We start from the raw sequence: 23086 nt of genomic DNA, 5'->3' as shown, positions 1-23086 counted from the left end.
GCCGGAGAGCCGGCGGCCGGTAGATACACACTGCGTGTTGGTGGAGCCCGGCCAGGGTACCAGCGGTAACGGTTCGTCACCCCGGCACCGCCACGGCGGAGCCCCTCCTATGGTGGCGCGCATGGAACAGCGACGCATGGGGCGGACGGGGGCTCCCGTCAGCGCGCTGACCCTCGGGACCCGGGCGCTCGCGGCGATCGCCGAGCAGGACGTCGACGGCGCGGTCCGGCTCGTGGACGAGACGCTGGGGCGAGGGGTGACCGCGGTGGACGTGTCGGACGCCGACGGGGGCGGCCTCACGGAGAACGTCGTCGGCGCGGCCCTCGGGCACCGACGCGAGGACGTGTTCCTGTCGGTCCGGTTCGGCGACCCCGTCGACCACGACCCGGCACACCACGGCAACGGTCGACGCTGGATGTTCCGCGCCGTGGAGCGGAGCCTCACCCGTCTCGGCACCGACGTCATCGACCTCTACCAGCCGGCGCACCCCGACCCGACGACGGCGCTCGACGAGACCCTCGACGCCCTGGCGGACCTCGTGACCCAGGGGAAGATCCGCGCGTTCGGGATCCCGGGGTTCCCCGCGGAGGAACTCGTCGAGGCGCAGTGGCTGCGGGCCGGCGGCAAGAGCGTCACGGCGACGCACGTGCCGTACTCGATCCTCACCCGGACGGCGGAGCGGACCACGTTGCCGGTCGCACGTCGGTTCGGCCTCGGTGTGCTCGCCGCCGCGCCGCTCGCCGGCGGATGGCTCGCCGGCGCCTACCGGAGCGGGACCGGACAGCCACGGTCTCCCCGGGCCGCGGAGCAGCCGCACGCGTACGACGTCACCGCCGCCGCGAACCGCGGGAAGCTCGACGCCGCCGATCGACTCGGACGGCTCGCCGACGACGCCGGCCTCACGCTGCTCGAACTCGCCGTCGGCTTCGCGTTGACCCACCCGGACGTGTCCTCCGTGGTGGTCGGCCCGCGGACGGTGTCGCACGTCGACGCGTACGTGCAGGCCGCGGAGGTGGCGCTCGACGACGGGGTGCTCGACGCCGTCGACGCGATCGTGCCGCCGGGGACGCACGTGCTCGAGCGTGACACCGGGGTGGCGCTGCCGGCGCTCAGCGAGGAACGGTTGCGCGGCCGCGTCCTCGCCCGCTGACGGCCGAACGACGGGTCACGTCCTCGCCCGCTGGGGATCAGACGCGCGGCCACTCCGCCCCGAGGACCGCCCACGAGTCGACGGTCGTCCACTCGCCGCCGAACCAGTCCGCCTCGACGGCGCGCCCCTCGTGGCGGAACCCGAGCCGACGGAACAGCCGGGCGACGGGTTCGTTCCGCGCGTCCGTCAGCGCGGTCAGCCGGTGTGCGCCGAGTCCCCCGACGAGCGCGTCGGCCAGGGCACGGAGCGCCTCGGTGGCGTACCCGTGCCCCTGTGCCGCCGAGCCGAGGGTCACGCCGAGCTCGTACGTGTCCGGCTGCTCGGCGAGCGCGTGCACGGCGACGTCGCCGAGCAGCGTGCCGTCGGTGCGCGCACGAACGCCGACCTGCAACCAGTCGCCGGAGCCCGGCACGACCGTGGCGGGCTGGGCGGCGAGGAGCCGATCGGCGTCGGCCGTGGAGTAGTCCGTCGTCCAGGACTGCCACCGCGCGACGTCCGGCTCGCGACGGTAGGCCACGAAGGCGTCGCGGTCGGTGGCGTCCAGCGGGGTGAGGTCGAGCCGCTCGGTCCGGAGGGGGAAGGTCAGCACCACCGCACCATAGCGGCCCGTAGGATCTCCACCATGGTCGAGATCCAGCGTCCGAGTCCGACCGACCTCCTCACGATCGGCGAGGTCGTCGCACGGACCGGGGTCGCAGCGTCCGCACTGCACTTCTACGAACGCAAGGGCCTCATCCACCCCGAGCGCAGCGCCGGCGGCACGCGGCTCTACCCCCGGCACACGGAACGCCGCATCGCGATCATCCAGGTCGCCAAACGGCTCGGCATCCCGCTCAGCGAGGTCGCCGAGCAGTTCGAGACCCTGCCGAGGGACCGGATGCCCTCACTGCGGGACTGGAACCGGCTCAACGAACGGTGGCGGGCCAGGCTGCGCGCTCGTCAGCTCGAGCTCGAGCGCCTCCAGCAGGAGATGACCCAGTGCATCGGCTGCGGGTGCGTGTCGCTCAACGCGTGCCTCGTGATGAACCCCGGCGACCAGCTCGCGGCCGAGGGGCACGGGGCCCGGCGGCTCCTGCCGATCGAGGACGAGGCACCGGACGTCAGCGGACCCGGAGCCCCCGCGGACGCAGGAACGGGATCCTCGGCATGAGCCAGTCCACCCACACCACCCGCACCCCGGGCGCGACGGCGAGGGACCACAGGATCGACGCCGCGGCGTCCGTGGGGTAGTGGACCGCGTCGATCGCGACCGCGAAGAACACGACGACGATGGCCACGATCCCGAGCGTCACCGCGAGGTGGTGCCAGCGTGAGTCCCGCAGCACCCAGACGAGGGCGATCACGAACGCCGTGATGTAGACGGTGTGCCCGCTCGGGTAGCTCGGGTCGGGCTGCACCGGGAACGGGTGCGGGAGCACGCTCACGTCCGGCCGCGCCCGGTGCACGAGCTCCTTCACGACCGCGGAGGGCACCCACGTGATGGCGATCGTGCCGCCGAAGGCGAGCGCCGGCCGCAGGTCCCGGGCCCGCCACCAGATCACGCCCACGACGACGACCGTGATCCCGATCGCCGGACCCGGACTGATCACGTGGTAGACCGCCGTCGTGAAGGCTCCGAGCGCGCCGGTGTGCAGCTCGTTGAGGGCCTTCGCCAGGCCGAGGTCGACCGAGCCGAGCGTGAAGCCGACGACCGTGATGACGACGACCGCGGCCACGGCGAGCGCGACGGAGGCGAGCGGGTACCGGCTCGGATCGAGGATGCCGTTCACCTCGGACTCGCGTCGGTGCGGGCGGAGCGCTGCGTCGGACATCCGTCCATCGTCGCAGGTCCCGGGCGTCCGCCGGCCCCGAGTCGCGTGTCCGTCGATCAGAGGTCGTTCAGCGAACGGCAAGGACCAGGCACCAGGACTAGACACGAGGGCATGACAACCGTTGCCGAGAACATCGTCGCCACGCTCCGCGAGAACCACGTCGAACGCGTCTACGGTCTCCCCGGGGACTCCCTCAACGGCTTCACCGACGCGCTCCGGAAGGACGGCACGATCCGGTGGGAGCACGTCCGGCACGAGGAGGCCGCGGCGTTCGCTGCCTCCGCCGAGGCCGCGCTGACCGGGGAGCTCGCCGTCTGCGCCGGCAGCTGCGGACCGGGCAACCTGCACCTCATCAACGGGCTGTACGACGCGAACCGGTCCCGCGTCCCGGTGCTGGCGATCGCCGCGCACATCCCGACGGCCGAGATCGGGACGGGGTACTTCCAGGAGACGCACCCCCAGGAGCTCTTCCGCGAGTGCTCCGTGTACGTCGAGTACGTCGCCGACCCGTCGCAGATGCCCCGGCTGCTCGAGATCGCGATGCGCGCCGCGGTCGAGAAGCGCGGGGTGGCGGTGCTCGTCATCCCCGGCGACGTGCTCCTCGCCGAGGCCGTCGCACCCCGGGTCACCCGGATCGAACGCACGGAACCGCGCATCGTCCCGGCAGAGGCCGAACTCCGTCGCACCGCGGATCTGCTCAACGGTGCGGACCGGGTGACGATCCTCGCGGGAGCGGGGGTCGCCGGCGCCCACGACGAGGTGCTCGCCCTCGCGGAACGGCTCCAGGCCCCGATCGTGCACGCCCTCCGCGGCAAGGAGCACATCGAGTGGGACAACCCGTACGACGTCGGCATGACCGGGCTCCTCGGCTTCGCGTCCGGGTACCGCGCGATGGAGGACGCCGACGTGGTGCTCATGCTCGGGACGGACTTCCCGTACCAGCAGTTCTTCCCCGCGAAGGCGAAGCACGTGCAGGTCGACGTCCGCGGCGAGCAGCTCGGGCGGCGGCACCCCGTCGACATCGGGCTGGTCGGCACGGTCAAGGACACGGCGCTCGCCCTCATCCCGCTGCTCACCCGCTCGCACCCGACGAAGCACCTCGAGGACGCCCGGAAGCACTACGCGAAGACCCGCGCGAAGCTCGACGACCTGGCCGTACCCGCCGGTCGGCACAAGCCGCTGCACCCGCAGTACGTGGCGCGTGTGCTCGACCGACTCGCAGCGCGGGACGCGGTGTTCATCCCCGACGTCGGTTCCCCCGTCGTGTGGGCGTCGCGGTACCTCACCATGAACGGCGAACGGCGGCTCATCGGATCGTTCGTGCACGGCACGATGGCGAACGCGGTGCCGCAGGCGATCGGTGCCCAAGCGGCGTTCCCCGAGCGGCAGGTGGTCGCCCTGGCCGGTGACGGCGGACTGACCATGCTGCTCGGCGAGCTGATCACGATCGTCCAGAACGCGTTGCCGGTGAAGATCGTCGTGTTCGACAACTCGTCGCTGAACTTCGTGGAGCTGGAGATGAAGGCCGCCGGGTTCGTCACCTACGGCACCGACCTCCGGAACCCCGACTTCGCCGCGGTGGCCGAGGCGATCGGCATCACGAGCTTCCGCGTCGACGAGTCCGACCAGCTCGAGGACGCCCTGGCCGCGGCGCTCGCCCACGACGGGCCCGCGCTCGTCTCCGTCCGGGCCGACCGCCAGGAGCTCTCGATGCCGCCGGCCGTGACGCTCGAGCAGGCGAAGGGCTTCACGCTCTACGCGATCCGCACCGTGCTGTCCGGGCGCGGGGACGAGCTGCTCGACCTCGCCTCGACGAACTTCCGGCAGTTCATCTGACGCCGACCGGGGACGGCTCGGAGGATCGTGTCGGCAGGGCGGCTCAGGCCTCGGCGCCGCCCTGCTCGACGATGTCGGGCGTCGGGTCGAGCGCGGCGCGGACGACGGCGTCGAGGGCGGTGACGATCTGGTCGAGTGCGAGCGAGGGGCCGTCCCCGGCGATGTCCGGGGTCGCGGGCACGTGCACGAACCCCGCGCGGAACCCGTCCCGCGCGGCGAAGGACATGAGCTCGTAGAACACCTGGTTGCAGGTGAACGTGCCCGCCGTGTTCGACACGGACGCCGGGACGCCGGCGGCACGGACGTCACGCACGATCCGCTTGATCGGAAGCGTGCTGAAGGCCGCCGGGGCCCCGTGGGCGTCGATCGGTTCGTCCACGGGCTGCGCGCCCGCGTTGTCCGGGATCCGGGCGTCCATGACGTTGATCGCGACCCGTTCCGGCGTCACCGCAGTGCGTCCGGCGGCGAGGCCCGTGGCGACCACGACGGCCGGGCGGTGCTGGGCGAGCAGGGCGGCGAGCCGCGGACGCTCCTCCGCGAACACGACGGGGAGCTGCTCGACGACGAGGGTCGCCGGGCCGTCCCACGTCGCCGCGAGCCGCTGGGCGGCTTCCCACGACGGGTTCACGGCGTCCCCGCCGAAGGGCTCGAAGGCGGTCAGCAGGACGGTCGGTTCGGTCGCGTCGGCCACGTGACCAGCGTAGGGACTGGAGGCGCGGTGCGGGGCAGCACCGCGCCTCCAGTCCGACGTGTTCTGCGGATCGTCACCAACCGAGCGGTCGACCGTCCTCCAGGAACACGCCGGTCGGCCCGTCGGGTCCGGCTGCTGCCGCCGCGGCGACCGTCGCCGCGCTGACCTCGACGGGGCGGCCGTGCGGGTTCGCGACGCCGCCGAACTCCGTGGCGGTGTAGCCGGGCTCGATCGCGACGAAGCGCACCTCGGGCACCGCGCGGGCGTACTGCACGGTCAGCATCGAGACGGCGGCCTTGCTCGCGCCGTAGACGATCGCCTGGTACTGCGACGCCGGCTTCTCCGGGTCGTGGTTCGCAGCGAAGGACCCGAGGGCGCTCGAGATGTTCACGACGACCGGGTTCGCGGACCGGCGGAGCAGCGGCAGGGCGGCCTCGGTCGTGCGGACGACGCTGACGGCGTTCGTGTCGAACACCTCGAGCGCCTCCGGGCCGTTCAGGGCGACCTTGCCGATGCCGGCGTTGTTCACCAGCACGTCGAGTCCGCCGGCCGCATCGATCGCGGCGAAAGCTGCCGCGACCGACGCGTCGTCCGTGACGTCGAGCTGCACGGCCCGGGCCGGGTTCGACGCGGTGCTGATCTGCCGGGCGACCTCCCGGCCGGTGTCGAGGTCGCGGGCGCCGACCCAGACGGTGTGTCCGGCGGCGACGAGCTGGTGGGCGGTCTCCCTGCCGAGGCCGCGTGTGGCCCCGGTGACGAGTGTCGTTGTCATGCCGTCAGCATCGGAGGGCCGAGGCGAGGATGGCAGTCGTCCCGTCGTCGTAGGACCACCGGACCCAGGACAACGGCCGACGCGGGTCGCACACTGGGGACGTGGAACACTCCGAGTTCGGACGGACGCTCCGGCGACTGCGGGACCACGTCCCGCCGGACGCCGTCGGCGTGGTCCCCGGCAGTCGTCGGCGCGCGGTCGGCCTCCGACGCGAGGAGCTCGCGGCGTTGGCGGGCATCTCCGCGGACTACCTCACCCGCCTCGAGCAGGGACGGGCGACGTCGCCGTCCGCCCAGGTCGTCGAGGCCCTCGCCCGGGCCCTCCGGGTCGCGGACACCGAGCGTGCGCTGCTGTTCCGGCTCGCCGGCCACGCCGCCCCCGGCCCGGACGTCGTGCCGTCCCGGATCCCGCCGAGCGTGCAACGGCTGCTCGACCGGTTGTCGGACACCCCCGTCGCCGTGCTCGACGCAGCGGGCACCATCCTCACCGCGAACGCGCCGTACGACGCGCTCATGGGGCCGGTCGGGGCGCTCCGGGGACACGAGCGGAACACCGCGTGGCGGCACCTCGTCGGACCGGGGAGCCGCGCCGTGCACTCCCCTGCCGAGCAGGAGGCGTTCGAGGCCACCGTCGTCGCGGCGCTCCGGCGCACGGCCTCGCGGTACCCGCTGGACCGCGGTGTGCGGCAACTCGTCCGGGACCTCCGGGCCGCGAGCCCCCGCTTCGTCGAGCTGTGGGAGTCCGGGGACGGCGCGGAGCCTCGGGACACCGGCCGCCGGAAGACGATCGAGCACCCTGCCGTGGGACGGATCGTGCTCGACTGCGACACCCTGCAGATCGCCACCGACGACCTCACCGTGCTGGCGTACACGGCGGAGCCGGGCACCGAGGACGCGGAGCGGCTGGCGCTCGCGGTCGTCCTCGGCACGCAGTCGTTGGTCGGCTGACCCGCCCGGAACGGGTCCCACGTCGTGTATCCACAGCCCTCCGCGAGATGCCGTCGGCTGTGGAACGCTTGCCGGATGCTCATCGCCTACGTCGATGAATCGTACGATCGCGACCACTACTTCATCGGCGCGGCGCTCGCCACGTTCGAGCAGTGGGAGGCTGTCTCGGAACGGTTCGCGACCATCCGCCAGCGGACCGCGCGCGAGCACGGGACATCCGAGCAGATCGAGTTCCACGGCCACGAGCTGATGGGCGGCACCGGTCCGTGGCGGAACCTCCGCGGCCGACACCGGGAAGCCGCGGGCGTGTCCACCGCGGTGCTGGGCGCCGCCGCCGAGGTCGGGGTCCGCTACATCTTCCGCGGGGTGGACGTTGCACGCTTGAAGGCACGGTTCCGGTACCCACGGACGCCGCACTCGGTCGTCTTCGGACACCTGCTGGAACAGATCGACGGATACGTCGCCGTCAACGATCCGGACGAACAAGCGATCGTCGTCGCCGACGAGATCGCGACCCAAGCGGAGCACCAGCGGGCCTTCGCGGGCTACCAGGAGTTCGGCACGACGAGTGAGCGGCCGTCCCGACTCGCGCACATCTCCGCTCCGATCAACTTCGCGTCGTCCCGACTCAGCGACGGGCTGCAGTCCGTCGACATGGCGGTGTACGTGCACTTCCGGCGTCAGCGGGTCCAGAACCCGCATCCGGCCGCACGGAGGACGCTCGAGCGGCAGTGGAGGTTGATCGCACCGGCGGTGGCGCACGACGAGCACTGGGTGCCGTGACAAGCGGACCCCGGGAAGAACGAAGGCCCCGCGAACGGGGCCTCCGGCTGGCGACGTTCCGGGAACCGGCCCGTCGTCACTCCATGATAGGCGACCGGCGGGACCGGTCAGTCGTCGATGTCGAAGACCACCACGCGGGCGCTCGCGCCCTGGATGAACGTCGCGACGGGCTGGTGCTCCGGGTGCGGGAGGTACGCCTCGAGCGCCGCCCGGTCCCGGAAGCGGACCACCAGCATCCAGTCGAACCCGCCCTCGAGCCCCTCGGTGCTGACGCTCTCGCCGGAGCGCACCGACTCCACGCCCTCGATCCGCGTCAGGTGCTCACGGGCGAGCGCGTCCGCGGACGCCGATCGTCCGTCCGTCCGGTCCCACTCCACGAGGACCACGTGCGTCGTGCCCGCCATCAGAAGGCCGGGGTCCCGCCGGCGACCGTGACGGTCGACCCGGACTGGTAGCTCGACTCGGGGCTGACGAGGTGCACGTAGGCGGCCGCGAGCTCGGCGGGCTGGCCGGGGCGTCCGAACGGCGACCCCTCGCCGAAGTGCGACACGGTCTCGGCGTCGTCGGAGCCCGGCTGCAGCGGCGTCCACACCGGGCCGGGTGCGACCGAGTTCACGCGGATGCCCTTCGGCGCGAGCTGCTGGGCGACGGCCTCGGTGAAGGTCTTCACGGCGCTCTTCGACACGGCGTAGTCGATCTTGTCCGGGGACGGCGTGCTCGCCTGGATCGAGCCGGTCGTGACGATCGAGGAGCCGGGCTCGAGGTGCGGCACGGCGGCCTTCGTGAGCCAGAACAGCGAGTAGATGTTCGTCTTGAACGTGGAGTCGAAGTGCTCGGTGTCGAGGGTGAGGAGGTCGTCGTTGCTGTCCATCCGACCGGCCACCATGACGAGGGCGTCCAGGCCGCCGAACTCGTCGACCGCCTTCTGCACGAGGTCCGAGCAGTACTGCTCGTCCGAGATGTCGCCCGGGAAGAGCACGGCACGGCGCCCTTCGCCCTCGAGCAGGTCCCGCACCTGCTCGGCGTCCTCCTGCTCGTCGGGGAGGTACGACAGGACGAGGTCGGCACCCTCACGCGAGAGCGCGATGGCGGCCGCACGGCCGATGCCCGAGTCGGCGCCGGTGACGATGCCTCGGTAGCCGGTCAGCCGGTCCTTGCCGACGTAGCTCTGCTCGCCGTGGTCCGGCTCCGGGTCCATCTTCCACGCCGCACCCGGCAGCGACTGCTCCTGCTCCGGGAACGGCGGCGCCGGGTAGAGGGTGTTCGGGTCGCGCTTGTCGTACTGGCTCATGCCGTCCACGATGCCCGCGGTCCGCTCCGTGCGGGCACAGTCCGCTGAACGCGGACGACGCACCGGCGCAAACCGCTCGGACATCCGCTCCGAACGAGCGATGGGCGTCATGAGCGCCCGGACCGGTCGCAGCGGAGCGCCGGACCACCGCGAGAGAGAGGTCACAGCATGACCAGCAACGCAGCATCCAACCGGGTCGGGTACGGCTCGACGTGGACCCAGAAGGGCGCGTTCGTCTTCGGGGTCGTCTTCCTCATCGTCGGCATCGCCGGCTTCATCCCGGGCCTGACGATGGACATGGGCACGATGTCCATGGCCGGGCACGGCTCGATGGCGCTCCTGCTCGGGCTCTTCCAGGTCTCGGTCCTGCACAACATCGTGCACCTGCTGTTCGGCGTCGTCGGGCTCCTGGCGGCGCGGAGCGCACGCGGCGCACGGCTCTACCTGGTCGTCGGCGGCATCGTCTACGCGGTGCTGTTCGTCTACGGCCTCTTCACGGCGGGCATGGCCGGCGGCGCGAACTTCGTGCCGCTGAACAGCGCCGACAACGTGCTGCACCTGATCCTGGCCGTGGCGATGATCGTCCTCGGGCTGCTCCTGCCGCGGGTGGGGGCACGCCGGGCCTGACCTGCGTGCGGCACGAACGGGGCCGGCCCGAACCACGTGATCAGGTGGTTCGGGCCGGCTTCTGTGTGCGCTGGCACCGCGCCGCCGCGCTCAGACCGTCGCAGCCTCGCCGAGCACGAGGTCGCGGACCTGCGCGGCGGCACCGAGCGCGACGGCGTCCGACCCCAGCGTCGACTGCGCCAGGCGGATCGGCGCGCCGCTGACGGGCGGCTCCGCGGCGATGGCAGCGGTGATCGCGGGCTCGAGCAGGTCCCACGACCGGGCGATCCCCCCGCCGATGACGACGGTCGTCACGTCCAGGATCCCCGCCGTGAGCAGCGCCGCACGCGCGAGACCCCATCCGGCCGTGTCGAACACGGCGGACGCGTCCGGGTCGCCGGCACGGGCGGCATCGGCCACCTCGCGGGCGGACAGCCGACGCCCGGACCGTTCGGCGAACCGGTCGGCGATGCCCCGCGCACCCGCGATCGTCTCGAGGTGCCCGACCTGGCCGCAGGTGCAGAGCGCGTCGCCGAACCCGGGTACGTGTCCGATCTCCCCCGCGGCGCCGCGCGGCCCGGCGAACAGGGAACCGCCCAGGACGAGCGCTCCGCCGACACCGGTCCCGAGGGTCATGCCGAGCACGTCGCACTCACCGGCGACGGCGCCCGTGGCGACCTCGCCGAGCAGGAACGCGTTCACGTCGTTGTCGAGCGTCGCCGGGACGCCGAGCGCCGTGGTGACCGCGTCGGTGACGCCGTACCCGGCCCACCCGGTGAACGAGTTGCCGGTGACGAGGACGGTCCCCGTGGTCGCGTCGACCACGCCGGCGGCGCCCACCCCGACACCGGCCAGGGAGGCGCGGTGCCGGTCGAGTAGGTCGGTCACCGCACCGACGGCGGCGGTCACGATCGCGGCACCGCCCGCGTGTGCGGGGGTCGGCAGGTCGATGCGGTCGATCACGTCGAGGGCCGGCGTCGCCAGGAGGACCTTCGTGTTCGTCCCCCCGACGTCGACACCCGCGACGACCGCTCCCGAGGCGAGGGCACCCGGCTCCCCGGCGATCACGCGGTCACCGCCGCGAGGATCGCGAGCCGCTCGGCACGGCGCTGCCGTTGCACGATCGGGTCGGGCACGGGAACGGCGGCGAGCAACCGCCGGGTGTAGTCGGTGGTGGGGTGCACGAGCGTCGTGTCCGTCGTGCCCTGCTCCTCGACGACGCCCTGGCGCATCACGACGACCCGCTCGGCGAACTGCTGCACGACGGCGAGGTCGTGCGAGACGAACAGGCAGGCGAAGCCGAGGTCGCCCTGCAGCTCGCGCAGCACCTCGAGCACGGTCTCCTGCACGCTGACGTCGAGCGCGCTGGTGGGTTCGTCGGCGACGAGCAGCCGTGGGGAGAGCACGAGGGCACGGGCGAGCGAGACGCGCTGCCGTTGGCCGCCGGAGAGCTCCCGGGGCGCACGCGACGCGAGGGTCCGCGGCAGCCGGACGGCGTCGAGCACCTCGTCGATGCGCTTCCGCCGCTCGGCCGAGCCCATCCGACGGCGGTGCACGGCGAGCGGTTCCGCGATGCACTCGGCGACGGACATCCGGGCGTCGAGCGACGCCACGGGATCCTGCAGCACGACCCCGATGCCGGACCGGAGCGCCGTGCGGTCACGTGCCCTGGTGGATCCCAGGTCGGATCCGAACAGGTGCACGCTGCCCGACGTCGGCTTCACGAGACCGAGTGCGACGCGGGCCGCGGTGGACTTGCCCGAGCCGGACTCCCCCACCAGGCCGACGGTCTCGCCGGCGTGCACGGCGATGTCGATGCCGCGCAGGGCGTGGACCGCGCGCGCACCGCGCCCGAACGTCACCGAGACGTCACGCAGGTCGACCACCGGGGCCGCGTCGCGCCTCCCGTCAGCGGACGAGGAGGAGGACGACGGAACGGCCGAGGCCGCCGGCGCTGCGGGCGCTCCCGCCACCGCGAGCCGCGGCACCGCCGCGAGCAGCCGCTTCGTGTAGTCGTGCTGCGGACGGAGCAGCACGTCCTCGACGGTTCCCGTCTCGACGATCTCGCCCTGCAGCATGACCGCGACCCGGTCCGCGAAGTCCGCGACCACGCCCATGTTGTGCGTGACGAGCAGGACGCCGGTGCCCGTGTCGGCGGCGAGCGCCCGGAGGAGCTCGAGGATCTCGGCCTGCACCGTCACGTCGAGCGCCGTTGTCGGCTCGTCCGCGATGAGGAGCTTCGGCGAGTTCGCGATCGCCATGGCGATGACCACGCGTTGCCGCTGGCCGCCCGAGAGCTGGAACGGGTACGCCCGCGCCCTGGCGGCCGGGTCGGGGATGCCCACCCGGTCGAGCAGGTCCACGGCGCGTGCCGCGGCCTCGGAGGCGGAGACGTCGCCGTGGTTCCGGACGACCTCGGCGATCTGCGCACCGACGCGGGTGAGCGGGTCGAGGGCGGTCGCGGGCTCCTGGAAGACCATCGAGACGGTCGAGCCGCGGAGCGACCGGAGCGACGGTTCGGCCGCGCCGACGACCTCGTGTCCGTCGACGACGGCGCTCCCGGTCGCGGTGGCGTTGCCGGAGAGCAGCCCCATCGCGGCGAGCGCCACGGTGGACTTGCCGGAACCGGACTCGCCGACGAGCGCCAGGGTCTCCCCCGGTTCGACGTGCAGGCTCACCTCGCGGACCGCGTCGACGGTGCCGGACTCGGTGCGGAAGGTGACCCCGAGGTCGGTGGTGGTCAGGATGGACATCAACGGCCCCTCACGTCGAAGGCGTCCCGGAGCCCGTCGCCGACCGCGTTGAACGCGCAGACGACGAGGATCACGGCGAGACCCGGCGGCACGATGAGCCACCAGCGTCCCGAGTAGGCGGCGGTGAGTCCCGCCGAGAGCATGCCGCCCCAGTCCGTCGCGGGTGCCTGCACGCCGAGGCCGAGGTAGGAGACGTAGGCGACGAGGAGGATCGCGTCGGCGACCTGGAACGTGGCGGCGACGACGATCGTGGACACCGAGTTCGGCAGGAGGTGCCGGCCGATCGCCCGGGCGTGCGAACCACCGATCGCGCGGAGGGTGAGCACGTAGTCGCGGTTCTTCAGCGTCAGGGTCTCGGCACGGATGAGGCGGGAGGGCACCAGCCACGACACGAGGCCGAGGATCACGATGAGGCCCCACACGCCGGGGGTCGTGATCGCCGAGATGACGAGCAGGATGAACAGCGCGGGGATCGCGATGCCGGCGTCGACCACGCGCATCATGACGGCGTCCACCCAGCCGCCGACGTAGCCGGCGACGGAGCCCCAGAGGGTGCCGACGACCGTCGCGAGGATGCCGGCGGCGATGCCGACCATCAGCGAGACCTTGCCGCCGTACATCAGGCGGCCGAGGACGTCGTGGCCGACGGCGTCCGTGCCGAGCAGGTGGCCGGCGCTCGGCGCGAGGTTCGCCTGGGACAGCTGCGTGTGCGTCTGGTCGGTCGGGTACAGGAACGGGCCGACGAAGCAGAACAGCACGATGACGACGATGACGACGAGGCCGATCACCGCGAGGGTGTTGTGGCGGAAGCGCCGGACGGCGAGGCGCCACCCGGTCGATGCGACGGTGATCGGGGCTCCCGGTGCCTCCGGGACCATCTGGACGGCGGTCATGCGCGGCCTGCCTTCACTCGGGGGTCGATGAGCGACTGCGCGACGTCGGCGAGGAGGGTGCCGACGACCGTCGCGATCGAGATGACGAGGACGCACCCGAGCAGGGTCGGGTAGTCCGACGACTGCGCGGCGTTCCAGAACAGGAGCCCCATGCCGGGGTAGTTGAAGAGCTGCTCGGTGACGAGGGCTCCGCCGAACAGCACCGGCAGGTAGTAGCCGAGCATCGCCACCACCGGGGTGAGCGAGTTCCGGAACACGTGCCGCCGCAGGATCGTCACGGTCGAGGCGCCGCCGGCCCGGGCGGTGCGGACGTAGTCCTCCTGCAGGTTCTCCAGCGTCGCCGCGCGCATGTACCGGCTGAACACGGCGATCATCGCGAGGGCGCCGGTGACGACGGGGAGCACGAGCCCGGCGGGGTCCTGGAAGACCTCGGCGAGCGTGTTCCCGCTCGGTGCCTGCGACGGCAGCCAGGGCAGCTGCTGGCTGAACACGATGATGAGCACCAGGCCGAGGAAGAACGCGGGCGTCGAGTAGAACACGAACGCGAGCGCCGTGGCCGCGTAGTCGACCGCGCCGTTGCGTCGGACCGCCTGCCACATGCCGACCGGGATCGCGACGACGAGCCCGAGCACGGCGGACATCCCGGTGAGGACGAGCGTCTTCGGCAGGCGCTCGGCGATGAGCTGCGAGACGGGCTCGTTGAGCGTGTACGAGGTGCCGAGGTCGCCGGTCAGGAGCCGCCCGAGGAACCGGAGGTACTGCACGGGCAGCGGCTGGTCGAGGCCCTGGGACTGGTTGAACGCGGTGATCTGCGCGGGCGTCGCGGAGACACCGAGCACGCCGCGTGCGGGGCCGCCGGGCAGCGCGTGCAGGAGGCAGAACACGACGATCGTCACGATGAGGACCACCGCGAGTGCCTGGAGCACCCGTCTGGTGAGGTAGAGGGCAGTGTTCATGCTGCTTCCGTCGTCTGGTTGCGTGGGGTGGTGCGGACGGGAGGCGCGGTGCGCGTCGGACGCACACCGCGCCTCCCGTCACTGGTCACGTGGCTACTTGCTCCACTTCCACTGGGCGGGGTGGAAGTTCGCGAGCGAGTCCTGGTCGAACCCGGTCAGGCCCTTCTTGACGACCGAGATCTGGTAGTCGGGGCTCGGGAGCCAGATCACCGGCAGGTCCTTCGCGACCGCTGCGCTGTAGTCCTGCACGGCGGTGGCGTCGGGCGACGTGGTCGTCGCGTCGATGAGCTGGTCGACCTGCTCGTCGGAGTAGCTGCCGAAGTTCGCCGAGCCGCCGGTCTGGAAGAGCGCCTCGCCGGTCGGGTAGGCCGGGAAGTACCAGCTGCCGGCGGTGCCGAAGAACGACAGGTCCCACTTGCAGCTCGCCTCGTCCGAGGTGCACGTCGGGGTCTGCGAGAGGACGCTCGACACGGGCGCCGTCTTGATGGTGAACCCGATGCCGGTCTTCGCGAGCGAGGACTGGATGGCGCTCATCATGTTGTCCGTGACCGTCGAGCCGGACTGCGAGAGCACCTGCATGGTGAACTTCGTGCCCTGCGCCACGCCCTCGCCGCACTGGCTGTCGGACGTGCCCGGGTCGGTGCAGACCATGGTGCCGCCCTTCTCGGTCCAGCCGTGGCTGGTGAGGAGGTCCTTGGCCTTCGAGGTGCTGAACGGGTAGGGGTTCGACTTCTGCACGTCGGAGACGTAGTCGGACTCCTGTGCCTGCGGGACCGGGCCGTAGGTCGGCGTCGCAGTGCCGTTGAAGACGACCTTCGACAGCGACTCCTGGTCGATCGACATCTGCACCGCCTGGCGGGCGTACAGCTGCTTGAAGACCGCGCCCATGGTCGGGTTGTTGAAGTTGTACGGCATGTACGTGATCGCCCAGCCGGTCCACGGCTGCACCTCGTAGCCCTTCGAGGTGAAGGACGACTTCTGGTCCATGTCGGTGGCGTTGATGTAGCCGTAGTCGACCTCGCCGGAGCGGACCGCGTTCACCTCGGCGTCGGACGTGGTGAACGGCAGCAGGTTGACCGTCGTGATGGACGGCTTCTCACCGCCGTCGTACTTCTTGTTGGCCGTGAGCGTGACCTTGCCGGCGGTGCTGAACGACGAGACGCCGTACGGACCGGAGATCGTCTTCCACAGGTCGTCCGAGGCGTAGTCGGAGATCTTCCCGGCGGCGGTGTTGAGGTACTTCCACACCTGCTTGGCACCCGCGGCGGTCCGGTCGGCGTCGGACACCTTCGCATCGGCGCTCGTCTTGTCCCAGGTGTGCTGGGGCAGCGGGATGATGTGGCTCAGCTGGTTGGCGAGCATCCAGTCGGGGTTGTACGCCTTGTCGAACGTGATGGTGAAGTGCGTGTCGTCGACGGCCTTGAAGGCGGTCCAGTCGTCCGGCGCCTTGCCCTCGGAGTACGAGCCCCACTGGTCCTTGTTCGCCTTGATGAGGTTGAACCAGAACTCGACGTCCCGGCTCGTGATCGGCTTGCCGTCGGACCAGTGCCGGTCGCCCAGCGTGATCGTGGCGCTCTTGGCGTCGGAGGCGAAGGAGACGTCGGTGGCGACCGACCCGGCCTTGTTCCACGCGATCTTGCCGGTCGACCCGTCGTAGGCGACGAGCGGCTCGTACAGCGCCTGGGCGATCGAGCCGTTGTTCGTGTTGAGGTGGGCCGCGGTGCCGATCGGGAGGATCCAGTTCGGCGTGAAGTTGGCGGGCAGCGCGTAGTTGATCTCGTCGGTCTTCGACGAGGCGTTGCCGCCCGAGGAACAGCCGGCGAGCAGGGCGCTCGCGGCGACCACTGCTCCGGTGAGGAGCGCCCAGCGACGGGGCTTGGACATGCGGTGTCTCCTTGTGCGAGGGACTTCGGGGAGGTGGAGCACGCGTGCCGGTCGGCACAGGGCACAGTCAATGGCCAAACCGGTTGGAAAAACAAACATCTCGATGTAAAAACTGCGTTACTGCGGAACCGACGAAAGGGTCTCCGGACCGTTCCGCCCCGTAGGCTCGCGGCAGATCGGGCCTCCCGGTCCCCTTCCGCCCGGATTGGAGAAAGTCGTGCCGGACCTCAGCGCCCGCGTCCTCGAGCTCGTCGCCTCGGGACAGGCATCCAGCCGGACCGCGATCGCGAACGTCCTCGGCGCGGCTCCCTCGACCGTGTCGCACGTGGTCGCGCAGCTGCTCGAGCACGGCATCCTCGCCGAGGAGGGCACCGACGTCTCGACAGGCGGTCGCCCCCGGAAGGTGCTCCGGATCGGCGGAGTCGACGAGTACGCCGTCGCCGCGGACGTCGGTGGCGGGCACGCGCGGATCGGCATCGTCCTGCCGGGAGGCGCGCTCGAGTCGGTCGCCAACGTCCCGTTCGCGCTCTCCGACGGCCCGACCGCCGGGCTGCAGCGCCTGGCCGACCTGCTCGAGCACCTCGTCGACGAACGGGGCCGCGCCGGGCTCCGCGGCGTCGGGCTGAGCCTGCCCGGCCCGGTCGACGTCGAGGCGGGCGTCGTCGACCTGCCGAGTCGCATGCCCGGCTGGAACGGGTTCCCCGTTGCGGCGTGGCTCGCCGACCGGTTCGGCCTGCCCGCGATCGTCGACAACGACGCGAACTGCATGGCTGCCGGCGAGCAGACCGTGCAGGACCCGGCGCGTCGGCAGACCATCACGATCAAGGCGGGTTCGGCGATCGGTGCCGGGATCGTCATCGACGGACGCCTCTACCGCGGCTCCACCGGCGCGGCCGGGGACATCACGCACGTGCGCATCGACGCGGCCGGGGACACCCCGTGCTCGTGCGGCAACACCGGGTGCCTCGAGACCGTGGCGTCGGGCGCCGCCCTCGTCCGGATCCTCTCCGGTGCCGGCGTCGCGGTGTCGTCCACGGCCGACGTCGTCCGCCTGGCGTCGGATGCCCACCCCGAGGCCACCCGGGCCGTGCGACTGGCCGGGCGGTACCTCGGCGAGGTGCTCGCGGCGAACGTCAACTTCTTCAACCCGGACGCCGTGTACCTCGGCGGCATCCTCTCCACCCTCGACCCGTTCATCGCCGCGGTGCGCAGCCAGCTGTACGAGAGCTGCCACCCGCTCATGACGCAGCACCTCGCGATCGAGCCCGTGTCGCTCGGCGCCGACGCGGGGCTCGTGGGCGCCGGGCAGTTCGCGCTGCAGCGGGGCCTCGCCGCGTCGCTCGAGGAACGATCCGCCCCCATCCCCCAGTCGACCACCAGGAACAGGAGCGTCCGTGTCTGACCACGCGTCCGCAGCACCCACCCGTCGTCCCGTCATCGCCATCGCCGGGCTCGCGATCGAGACGTCGACGTTCACGCCGACGAGGACCCTCGCACCGGCGTTCCACCCGGATCGCGGCGACGAGGTCGTGGCCAGGTACCCGTTCCTCGCGCCGCTGTCGGAGCGGGCGGAGTTCCGCGGGGCGCTCATCGGGCACGCACTGCCCGGCGGGGTCGTCGAGCGCGCCTCGTACGAGGAACTCGCGGACGAGATCGTCGCACGGCTGGGCGCGATCGTGGACGCCGGACCCGTCGACGGGCTCTGGTACGACATCCACGGTGCGATGGTCGTCGAGGGCCTGGACGACGCCGAGTCCGACCTGCTCGGACGCATCCGCGCCGTGGTCGGGCCGGACGTGATCGTCTCCGCGTCGATGGACCTGCACGGCAACGTCACGGCCGAGCTCGCCCACCAGGTCGACCTCGTCACCTGCTACCGGATGGCCCCGCACGAGGACGCGCTCGAGACGAAGGAGCGCGCCGTCCGGCACCTCGTCGACGTGCTCACCACCCGACCGGCGGGGCAGCAGCGTCCGGTCAAGGCGTGGGTCCCGATCCCCGTGCTCCTGCCCGGCGAGCAGACGTCCACGCGCATCGAGCCCGCCGCGTCGCTGTACGCGCAGGTGCCCGAGGTCGAGCGGACCGAGGGCGTCCTCGACGCCGCGATCTGGGTCGGGTACGCCTGGGCGGACCAGCCGCGCGACCGCGCCGTCACGGTGGTCACCGGGTGGGACGAAGCCGCCGTCGCGGCTGGGGCGGAACGGCTGGCACGGGCGTTCTGGGACGTGCGCGAGGACTTCGTGTTCGTCGCACCGACCGGCTCGTTCGACGAGTGCCTCGCCGCAGCCCTCGCCCCCGGAGCCGCGCGGCCGTACTTCATCTCGGACTCGGGCGACAACCCGACCGCGGGCGGCTCGGGCGACATGACCTGGGGGCTCACGCAGGTGCTCGCACGGCCGGAGTTCCGCGACGGCTCGGGTCCGGTCGTGATCTACGCCAGCGTGCCCGGGCCGGACGCCGTCGCGACCGCCGTCGCCGCCGGTGTCGGCGCCACCGTCACGGTGACCGCGGGCGCCGAGGTGGACGACGTGCACGCGGGGCCGATCACGATGACCGGGCGCGTCCACGCCGTCAAGCACGGTGACCGGGACGCGGAGACCGAGGTCGTCCTGCAGGTCGGCAGCGTCTTCGCGATCCTCACGAAGCTGCGGAAGCCGTACCACCACGAGCACGACTTCACCGACCTCGACCTCGCCCCGCGGGAGGCCGACATCGTCATCGTGAAGATCGGCTACCTCGAACCGGAGCTGTTCGACATGTCCGCCGACTGGATGCTGGCGCTGACGCCGGGCGGGGTGGACCAGGACCTCGAACGGCTCGGGCACCACAGGATCGCGCGCCCGATGTTCCCCTACGATCGAGTGTTCCCCGAGGCGCCGGACCTGACCGCCAGGATCATCCCCGCCTCGGACCAGCCCCTCGGAGCCGTTCGATGACCGTTGCCGCACTCGAGATCGCCGTCACCTCCCCCGCGGGGGCGATCGTCGCGAGGGACGGCGGCGCCGACCGGGTGGAGCTCTGCGTCGGCCTCGAGCTCGGTGGCCTCACCCCGTCGCAGGCGCTCGTCGAGATGACGCACGAGACGGGCATCCCCGCACACGCGCTGGTGCGATGCCGGCCCGGCGGCTTCGTCCACGACCGCGACGAGGTCGAGCTGATGGAACGGGAGGTCCGCACGGTCCTCCGCTCCGGTGCCGCCGGCGTCGTGGTGGGTGCCCTCCGTCCGGACCACACCCTCGACGAGGACGTCCTCCGTCGGTTCGTGGACGCCGCCCGCTCGGTGAGCGCCGTCGCCGAGGTCACGCTGCACCGAGCGATCGACCACGCCGCCGACCCCGTCGCGGCCGCGGCCTCGCTCGCTGCGCTCGGGTTCACCCGCGTCCTGACCTCGGGCGGGGCCCCCACCGCGGTGGCGGGTGCCGACACGATCGCCCGCATGGCCGCCGCTGCGGGTCCCGTGCAGGTCATGGCGGGCGCGGGCGTCACCCCCGCCGACGTCCGGACGCTCATCGCCACCGGAGCGACCGCCGTGCACCTCTCCGCGAAGCGTCCCGCGGCGGACAGCGCACACGCCGGTGTGCCGATGGGCGGCTCGGACGACGGTTCGGCACACTTCGTGACCGACGCCGAGGTCGTCGCCGCCGCACGACGCGCCCTCGACGACTGACCGCGGTCCCGCCGTCGTCACGCGGGAATGGACGGCGCTGACACGTGCTTGACGACCGCATGACATCGTCAGACCAGCGCCGCGGGTGGCTCAGCGTCGCGTCCGTCGCGCTCGGGTCCTTCGTCCTCGTCCTGTCCGAGTTCCTCCCCATCGGCCTCCTGCCGGCGATCGCCTCCGACCTCCGCGTCGGCATCGGGACAGCGGGGCTCATGGTCGTCGCCACCGGGCTCGTCGGCGCCGTCGCCGCACCCGTCGTGACCGTGTGGACCTCCCGTCTGGACCGCCGCGTCGTGCTCGTGTCGCTGACGATCCTGCTCGTGGTCGCCGACGGACTCGCCGCGGTCGCACCGTCGTTCTGGGTCCTCCTGGCCGCCCGGATGCTGCTCGGCGTCGGGATCGGCGGCTTCTGGGCCATCGGCGCGGGGATCGCCGGCCGACTCGTCCGTCCCGACGCGGTCATCCGCGCGACCTCGCTCATCACCGCCGGCGTCTCCGTGGCGACCGTGGTGAGCCTGCCGCTCGGCGCACTGGTGTCGTCCCTCGCCTCGTGGCGCCTCGCGTTCGTGATCGGCGGGGTCCTCGGGCTCGTCGCACTGGGCCTGCAGCTGGCGATGCTGCCCCGGATCCCCGCGCAGCAGCGCGTCCGGTTCGGCACCCTCGGATCGCTGCTCCGGGTACCGCGGGCACGCGTCGGCCTCATCGCGGCGGCGTTCCTGTTCGCCGCGCAGTTCGCCGCGTACACCTACATCGCGCCGTACCTGCAGCAGCTCGTCGGCGTCGGTCCGGACACCATCACGATCGCGCTCCTCGTGTTCGGGATCGCCGGCATCGTCGGGAACTTCGCGGCGGGCTTCACCCTCGGGCGGAGCGTCCTCGGCACGATCGGCTCCGCGAAGTTCGTGCTCGCCGGCGCGGTGGTCCTCCTCCCGCTGCTGGCGCACTCCGTGGTCGGGGTGTTCATCCTGCTCGTCGTGTGGGGACTGGTGTGGGGCGCGCTGCCGCTCGGCATGCAGACGTGGATGTCGACGGCCTCGCCGGGCGGATCGGAGACCGGCCTGGCACTCTTCGTCACCACGATCCAGCTCGCGATCGCCGCGGGGTCGGTCCTCGGCGGCGCGGCGGTGTCCTCGTTGGGCCTCGCCGCGGACTTCTGGCTGGCCGGGGCGGTCGCCGTCGTCGGGGCCGTCGTGCTCGTCGCGCTGGGTCTGCGCCGGTCGAACGCGGCACCCGTCGCCGACGCGCCGGTGACCGAGCAGACGCCCACCGGCTCCGCGGCCGTCGTGTGCCCCTGACGGTCGCTCGTCAGCGACCGGCCGCGGCGTGGTTCGCGACCTGCGTGGCGGACAGCACCGTGCTGTAGACCGCGGCGTACCGCATGGAGCCGGTGAACGCGAAGTTCGAGGGCTGCCCGGGCCACCCCGAGATGGTGTCGTACCCGATCCGGAAGTACCCGGTGAAGTTCTCGGCCGCCGTGTACGAGGCGTTGGACGCGACGAGGGACCCGTCGACGTACAGCCGCATCCCGGTGCTCGCCGACAACGTCGCCACCACGTGGTGCCACGCACCGTCCGTGTAGGTGTTCGGCGAGGTCACGACCTGCGTCGTGCCGTTGTAGGCGCCGAAGACGAGCTGCCCGGACGTGTTGAGGTAGATCTGCCGGTCGTGCTGACCCGAGGTCGCGACCTGGTTGCTGCCGAACCCGATGAGCATGCCGCCCGCGACGGTGGTCTTGAACCAGACCTCCTCGCTGAAGGTGCTGGGGTTCGTGTAGGACCGGGGCGTGGACACGAAGCTCGTCGACCCGTTCAGGACGTAGGAGCTCCCGGCGTCCCTCGGGCAGGCGTTCGGGCTCGGGGTCGCCGCCGTCATCGATCCCTGGTAGGTGCCGTTCAGCCCCTTGCCGGACCAGTCGGTCGCGGTCGTGGACCCCGACGCCTCACCGAGGCGGTAGGCGAACAGGGCGTTCGCCGTGTCGGCGCCGACCGCGCCGGAGCAGGTGAAGTACGGGGCGGTCGCGGCGCTGTTGCTGCTGTTCGTGACCGCGGCACTGTACGCCGAGAGCGTCGGTGCGAAGGCGTTCCAGAGACCGACGACGGCGACGGCGAGGACGAGGACGAGGGCGACGACCCGGCCGTCACGGAGGCGACGAAGACTCACGAGGCACGCACCGTCTCGACGCGACCGACCGCGAGGCAGAGCACGAGCGGGATCAGGCACGCGGCGATCAGCAGCGCCCAGCCCGCCGGCCCGAGGTCGATGTTGGACGTCAACTGGTAGTGGCCGTTCCGGGTGAGCTCGTGGATGACCACGTGCCCGACCTGGCCGTCGACCAGGTGCACGGGCGTGGCTCCGTGGGCCTCGACCCGGACCGGGAACATCCCGGACGAGACGACGGTGGCCTCGACGCCGGTGGGCGTGGACGTGTTCGTCATGGTCGTGACGTTCACGAACGGCTTGAGGATGAACGCGGCGTACGCGGTGGTCAGCGCACCGCCGGCGATCCGCAGGCAACTGCGGGTCACCCTGTCCGTGAAGACGCTCGTGAGCGTCCAGATGACGAGCGTCCCGATGAGCAGGACCGGGGCGGCGCGGAACAGCCACCCGAGGTGCGGGACGACCAGGACGGGCGTACCGATGACGTCGGCCTGCGTGAGCGTCCACGGGTCGGTCGCTCCGTTGATGTCGCCCCGGGTGTGCAGCCCGCCGTCGGCGTCGACGGCGATGATGCGGTGCGTGTAGACGACCCCCGGGTTCGCCGGCGTGGCGAAGGAGACGACCTCGCCGACGTGGAGGTCCGAGACGTCGGCCGGCAGGTCGAGGACGAGCGTGCCGACCGGGGCGGCTTCGCCCATCGACGGGGTCTCGACGACGAACCAGCGGCCCCCGGCGGAGAGGAAGAACACGGCGCCGGCGAGGAGCACGGCGGCGATCGCGGCGACGGACCAGGCGAGGACGGTCTCGGTGCGGGTCGCGGTGTGACCGCCGAGCAGCGGGCGGTCGAGGATGCCGCTCAGCGGGACGGCTGCGGTCTGGCTCATGTGCTGCT

At 72.0% G+C, this 23086-nt stretch carries 23 protein-coding genes; 10 read left to right on the top strand and 13 right to left on the bottom strand.

Annotation, left to right across the window (positions count from 1 at the left end; genetic code table 11):
- The first annotated feature begins 121 nt into the window (after nt 1–121).
- Nucleotides 122–1150 carry an aldo/keto reductase gene (locus tag ACTJKO_RS01020; RefSeq protein ID WP_440684767.1) on the top strand — a complete coding sequence of 343 codons (1029 nt, stop codon included), beginning with the start codon at nt 122–124 and terminating at the stop codon, nt 1148–1150.
- Nucleotides 1151–1187: 37 nt separating this feature from the next.
- On the opposite strand, the gene ACTJKO_RS01015 is transcribed toward ACTJKO_RS01020, so the two are convergent.
- Nucleotides 1188–1739 carry a GNAT family N-acetyltransferase gene (locus ACTJKO_RS01015; protein WP_440684765.1) on the bottom strand — a complete coding sequence of 184 codons (552 nt, stop codon included), beginning with the start codon at nt 1737–1739 and terminating at the stop codon, nt 1188–1190.
- Nucleotides 1740–1772: 33 nt separating this feature from the next.
- Here ACTJKO_RS01015 and soxR point away from each other — a divergent pair, with 33 nt between their 5' ends.
- Nucleotides 1773–2300, top strand: coding sequence for a redox-sensitive transcriptional activator SoxR (gene soxR, locus ACTJKO_RS01010; protein ID WP_440684763.1), 528 nt, complete (start codon nt 1773–1775; stop codon nt 2298–2300).
- Here soxR and ACTJKO_RS01005 read toward each other — a convergent pair.
- Nucleotides 2251–2961, bottom strand: coding sequence for a phosphatase PAP2 family protein (locus ACTJKO_RS01005; RefSeq protein WP_440684761.1), 711 nt, complete (start codon nt 2959–2961; stop codon nt 2251–2253). The genes soxR and ACTJKO_RS01005 overlap by 50 nt on opposite strands.
- A gap of 111 nt (nt 2962–3072) precedes the next feature.
- On the opposite strand from ACTJKO_RS01005, the gene poxB reads away from it, so the two are divergent.
- Nucleotides 3073–4797: a ubiquinone-dependent pyruvate dehydrogenase gene (gene poxB / locus ACTJKO_RS01000; RefSeq protein ID WP_440684759.1), complete on the top strand. Its 1725-nt coding sequence runs from the start codon at nt 3073–3075 to the stop codon at nt 4795–4797.
- A 43-nt stretch (nt 4798–4840) separates the two neighbouring features.
- Here poxB and pcp read toward each other — a convergent pair whose 3' ends face one another.
- Nucleotides 4841–5488 (bottom strand): pyroglutamyl-peptidase I, encoded by a 648-nt coding sequence (pcp, locus tag ACTJKO_RS00995; RefSeq protein WP_440684757.1) that lies wholly within the window; start codon nt 5486–5488, stop codon nt 4841–4843.
- Between the two features lie 73 nt (nt 5489–5561).
- The gene (locus tag ACTJKO_RS00990) at nt 5562–6260 is read right to left on the bottom strand and encodes an SDR family NAD(P)-dependent oxidoreductase (RefSeq protein WP_440684755.1); all 699 of its coding nucleotides are present in this window, start codon (nt 6258–6260) and stop codon (nt 5562–5564) included.
- Nucleotides 6261–6361: 101 nt separating this feature from the next.
- On the opposite strand from ACTJKO_RS00990, the gene ACTJKO_RS00985 reads away from it, so the two are divergent.
- Both ACTJKO_RS00985 and ACTJKO_RS00980 read left to right on the top strand, forming a co-directional pair.
- On the top strand, nt 6362–7207 hold the full coding sequence (locus tag ACTJKO_RS00985) for a helix-turn-helix transcriptional regulator (protein ID WP_440684753.1): 846 nt from the start codon (nt 6362–6364) through the stop codon (nt 7205–7207).
- Between the two features lie 75 nt (nt 7208–7282).
- Nucleotides 7283–7990 carry a DUF3800 domain-containing protein gene (locus ACTJKO_RS00980; RefSeq protein ID WP_440684751.1) on the top strand — a complete coding sequence of 236 codons (708 nt, stop codon included), beginning with the start codon at nt 7283–7285 and terminating at the stop codon, nt 7988–7990.
- A gap of 107 nt (nt 7991–8097) precedes the next feature.
- Here ACTJKO_RS00980 and ACTJKO_RS00975 read toward each other — a convergent pair whose 3' ends face one another.
- Both ACTJKO_RS00975 and ACTJKO_RS00970 read right to left on the bottom strand, forming a co-directional pair.
- Nucleotides 8098–8394 (bottom strand): Dabb family protein, encoded by a 297-nt coding sequence (locus ACTJKO_RS00975; protein ID WP_440684749.1) that lies wholly within the window; start codon nt 8392–8394, stop codon nt 8098–8100.
- Nucleotides 8394–9281, bottom strand: coding sequence for an SDR family oxidoreductase (locus tag ACTJKO_RS00970; protein WP_440684747.1), 888 nt, complete (start codon nt 9279–9281; stop codon nt 8394–8396). The genes ACTJKO_RS00975 and ACTJKO_RS00970 overlap by 1 nt, the downstream gene beginning before the upstream one ends.
- 168 nt (nt 9282–9449) lie before the next feature.
- Between ACTJKO_RS00970 and ACTJKO_RS00965 the strand changes: the two genes are divergently transcribed.
- Complete coding sequence (locus tag ACTJKO_RS00965; protein WP_440684745.1) at nt 9450–9908, top strand: DUF4383 domain-containing protein; 459 nt, start codon at nt 9450–9452, stop codon at nt 9906–9908.
- A 90-nt stretch (nt 9909–9998) separates the two neighbouring features.
- Here ACTJKO_RS00965 and ACTJKO_RS00960 read toward each other — a convergent pair whose 3' ends face one another.
- From ACTJKO_RS00960 to ACTJKO_RS00940, 5 genes are all read right to left on the bottom strand, one after another.
- Nucleotides 9999–10955, bottom strand: a complete 957-nt coding sequence (locus ACTJKO_RS00960) for an ROK family protein (RefSeq protein ID WP_440684743.1) — start codon at nt 10953–10955, stop codon at nt 9999–10001.
- Entirely contained in the window at nt 10952–12640 is a 1689-nt protein-coding gene (locus ACTJKO_RS00955) for a dipeptide ABC transporter ATP-binding protein (RefSeq protein ID WP_440684741.1), read from the bottom strand. Before ACTJKO_RS00955 ends, ACTJKO_RS00960 begins: the two co-directional genes overlap by 4 nt.
- Nucleotides 12640–13533 (bottom strand): ABC transporter permease, encoded by an 894-nt coding sequence (locus ACTJKO_RS00950; protein ID WP_440684739.1) that lies wholly within the window; start codon nt 13531–13533, stop codon nt 12640–12642. Before ACTJKO_RS00950 ends, ACTJKO_RS00955 begins: the two co-directional genes overlap by 1 nt.
- A complete protein-coding gene (locus tag ACTJKO_RS00945) occupies nt 13530–14489 on the bottom strand; it encodes an ABC transporter permease (RefSeq protein ID WP_440684737.1) in 960 nt (319 codons plus the stop codon). The genes ACTJKO_RS00950 and ACTJKO_RS00945 overlap by 4 nt, the downstream gene beginning before the upstream one ends.
- A gap of 93 nt (nt 14490–14582) precedes the next feature.
- On the bottom strand, nt 14583–16373 hold the full coding sequence (locus ACTJKO_RS00940) for a peptide ABC transporter substrate-binding protein (protein WP_440684735.1): 1791 nt from the start codon (nt 16371–16373) through the stop codon (nt 14583–14585).
- A 217-nt stretch (nt 16374–16590) separates the two neighbouring features.
- Between ACTJKO_RS00940 and ACTJKO_RS00935 the strand changes: the two genes are divergently transcribed.
- Genes ACTJKO_RS00935 through ACTJKO_RS00920 form a run of 4 tightly spaced genes read left to right on the top strand, consistent with a single transcriptional unit; the run spans nt 16591 to nt 21332 of the window.
- Nucleotides 16591–17775, top strand: a complete 1185-nt coding sequence (locus tag ACTJKO_RS00935) for an ROK family protein (protein ID WP_440684733.1) — start codon at nt 16591–16593, stop codon at nt 17773–17775.
- Nucleotides 17768–19309: a M81 family metallopeptidase gene (locus ACTJKO_RS00930; protein WP_440684731.1), complete on the top strand. Its 1542-nt coding sequence runs from the start codon at nt 17768–17770 to the stop codon at nt 19307–19309. The genes ACTJKO_RS00935 and ACTJKO_RS00930 overlap by 8 nt, the downstream gene beginning before the upstream one ends.
- Entirely contained in the window at nt 19306–20040 is a 735-nt protein-coding gene (locus tag ACTJKO_RS00925; protein ID WP_440684729.1) for a copper homeostasis protein CutC, read from the top strand. The genes ACTJKO_RS00930 and ACTJKO_RS00925 overlap by 4 nt, the downstream gene beginning before the upstream one ends.
- A 59-nt stretch (nt 20041–20099) precedes the next feature.
- A complete protein-coding gene (locus ACTJKO_RS00920) occupies nt 20100–21332 on the top strand; it encodes an MFS transporter (RefSeq protein WP_440684727.1) in 1233 nt (410 codons plus the stop codon).
- A gap of 10 nt (nt 21333–21342) precedes the next feature.
- On the opposite strand, the gene ACTJKO_RS00915 is transcribed toward ACTJKO_RS00920, so the two are convergent.
- Nucleotides 21343–22197, bottom strand: a complete 855-nt coding sequence (locus ACTJKO_RS00915; RefSeq protein WP_440684725.1) for a LamG domain-containing protein — start codon at nt 22195–22197, stop codon at nt 21343–21345.
- Nucleotides 22194–23078, bottom strand: coding sequence for a S26 family signal peptidase (locus ACTJKO_RS00910; protein ID WP_440684723.1), 885 nt, complete (start codon nt 23076–23078; stop codon nt 22194–22196). Before ACTJKO_RS00910 ends, ACTJKO_RS00915 begins: the two co-directional genes overlap by 4 nt.
- Nucleotides 23079–23086: the final 8 nt, after the last annotated feature.

Origin of the sequence: Curtobacterium sp. 22159, from assembly GCF_052045775.1 — a bacterium.
GTDB lineage: Bacteria > Actinomycetota > Actinomycetes > Actinomycetales > Microbacteriaceae > Curtobacterium.
Note: the sequence above shows the minus strand (reverse complement) of the source record. Positions and strands in the feature narration are given on the sequence as shown.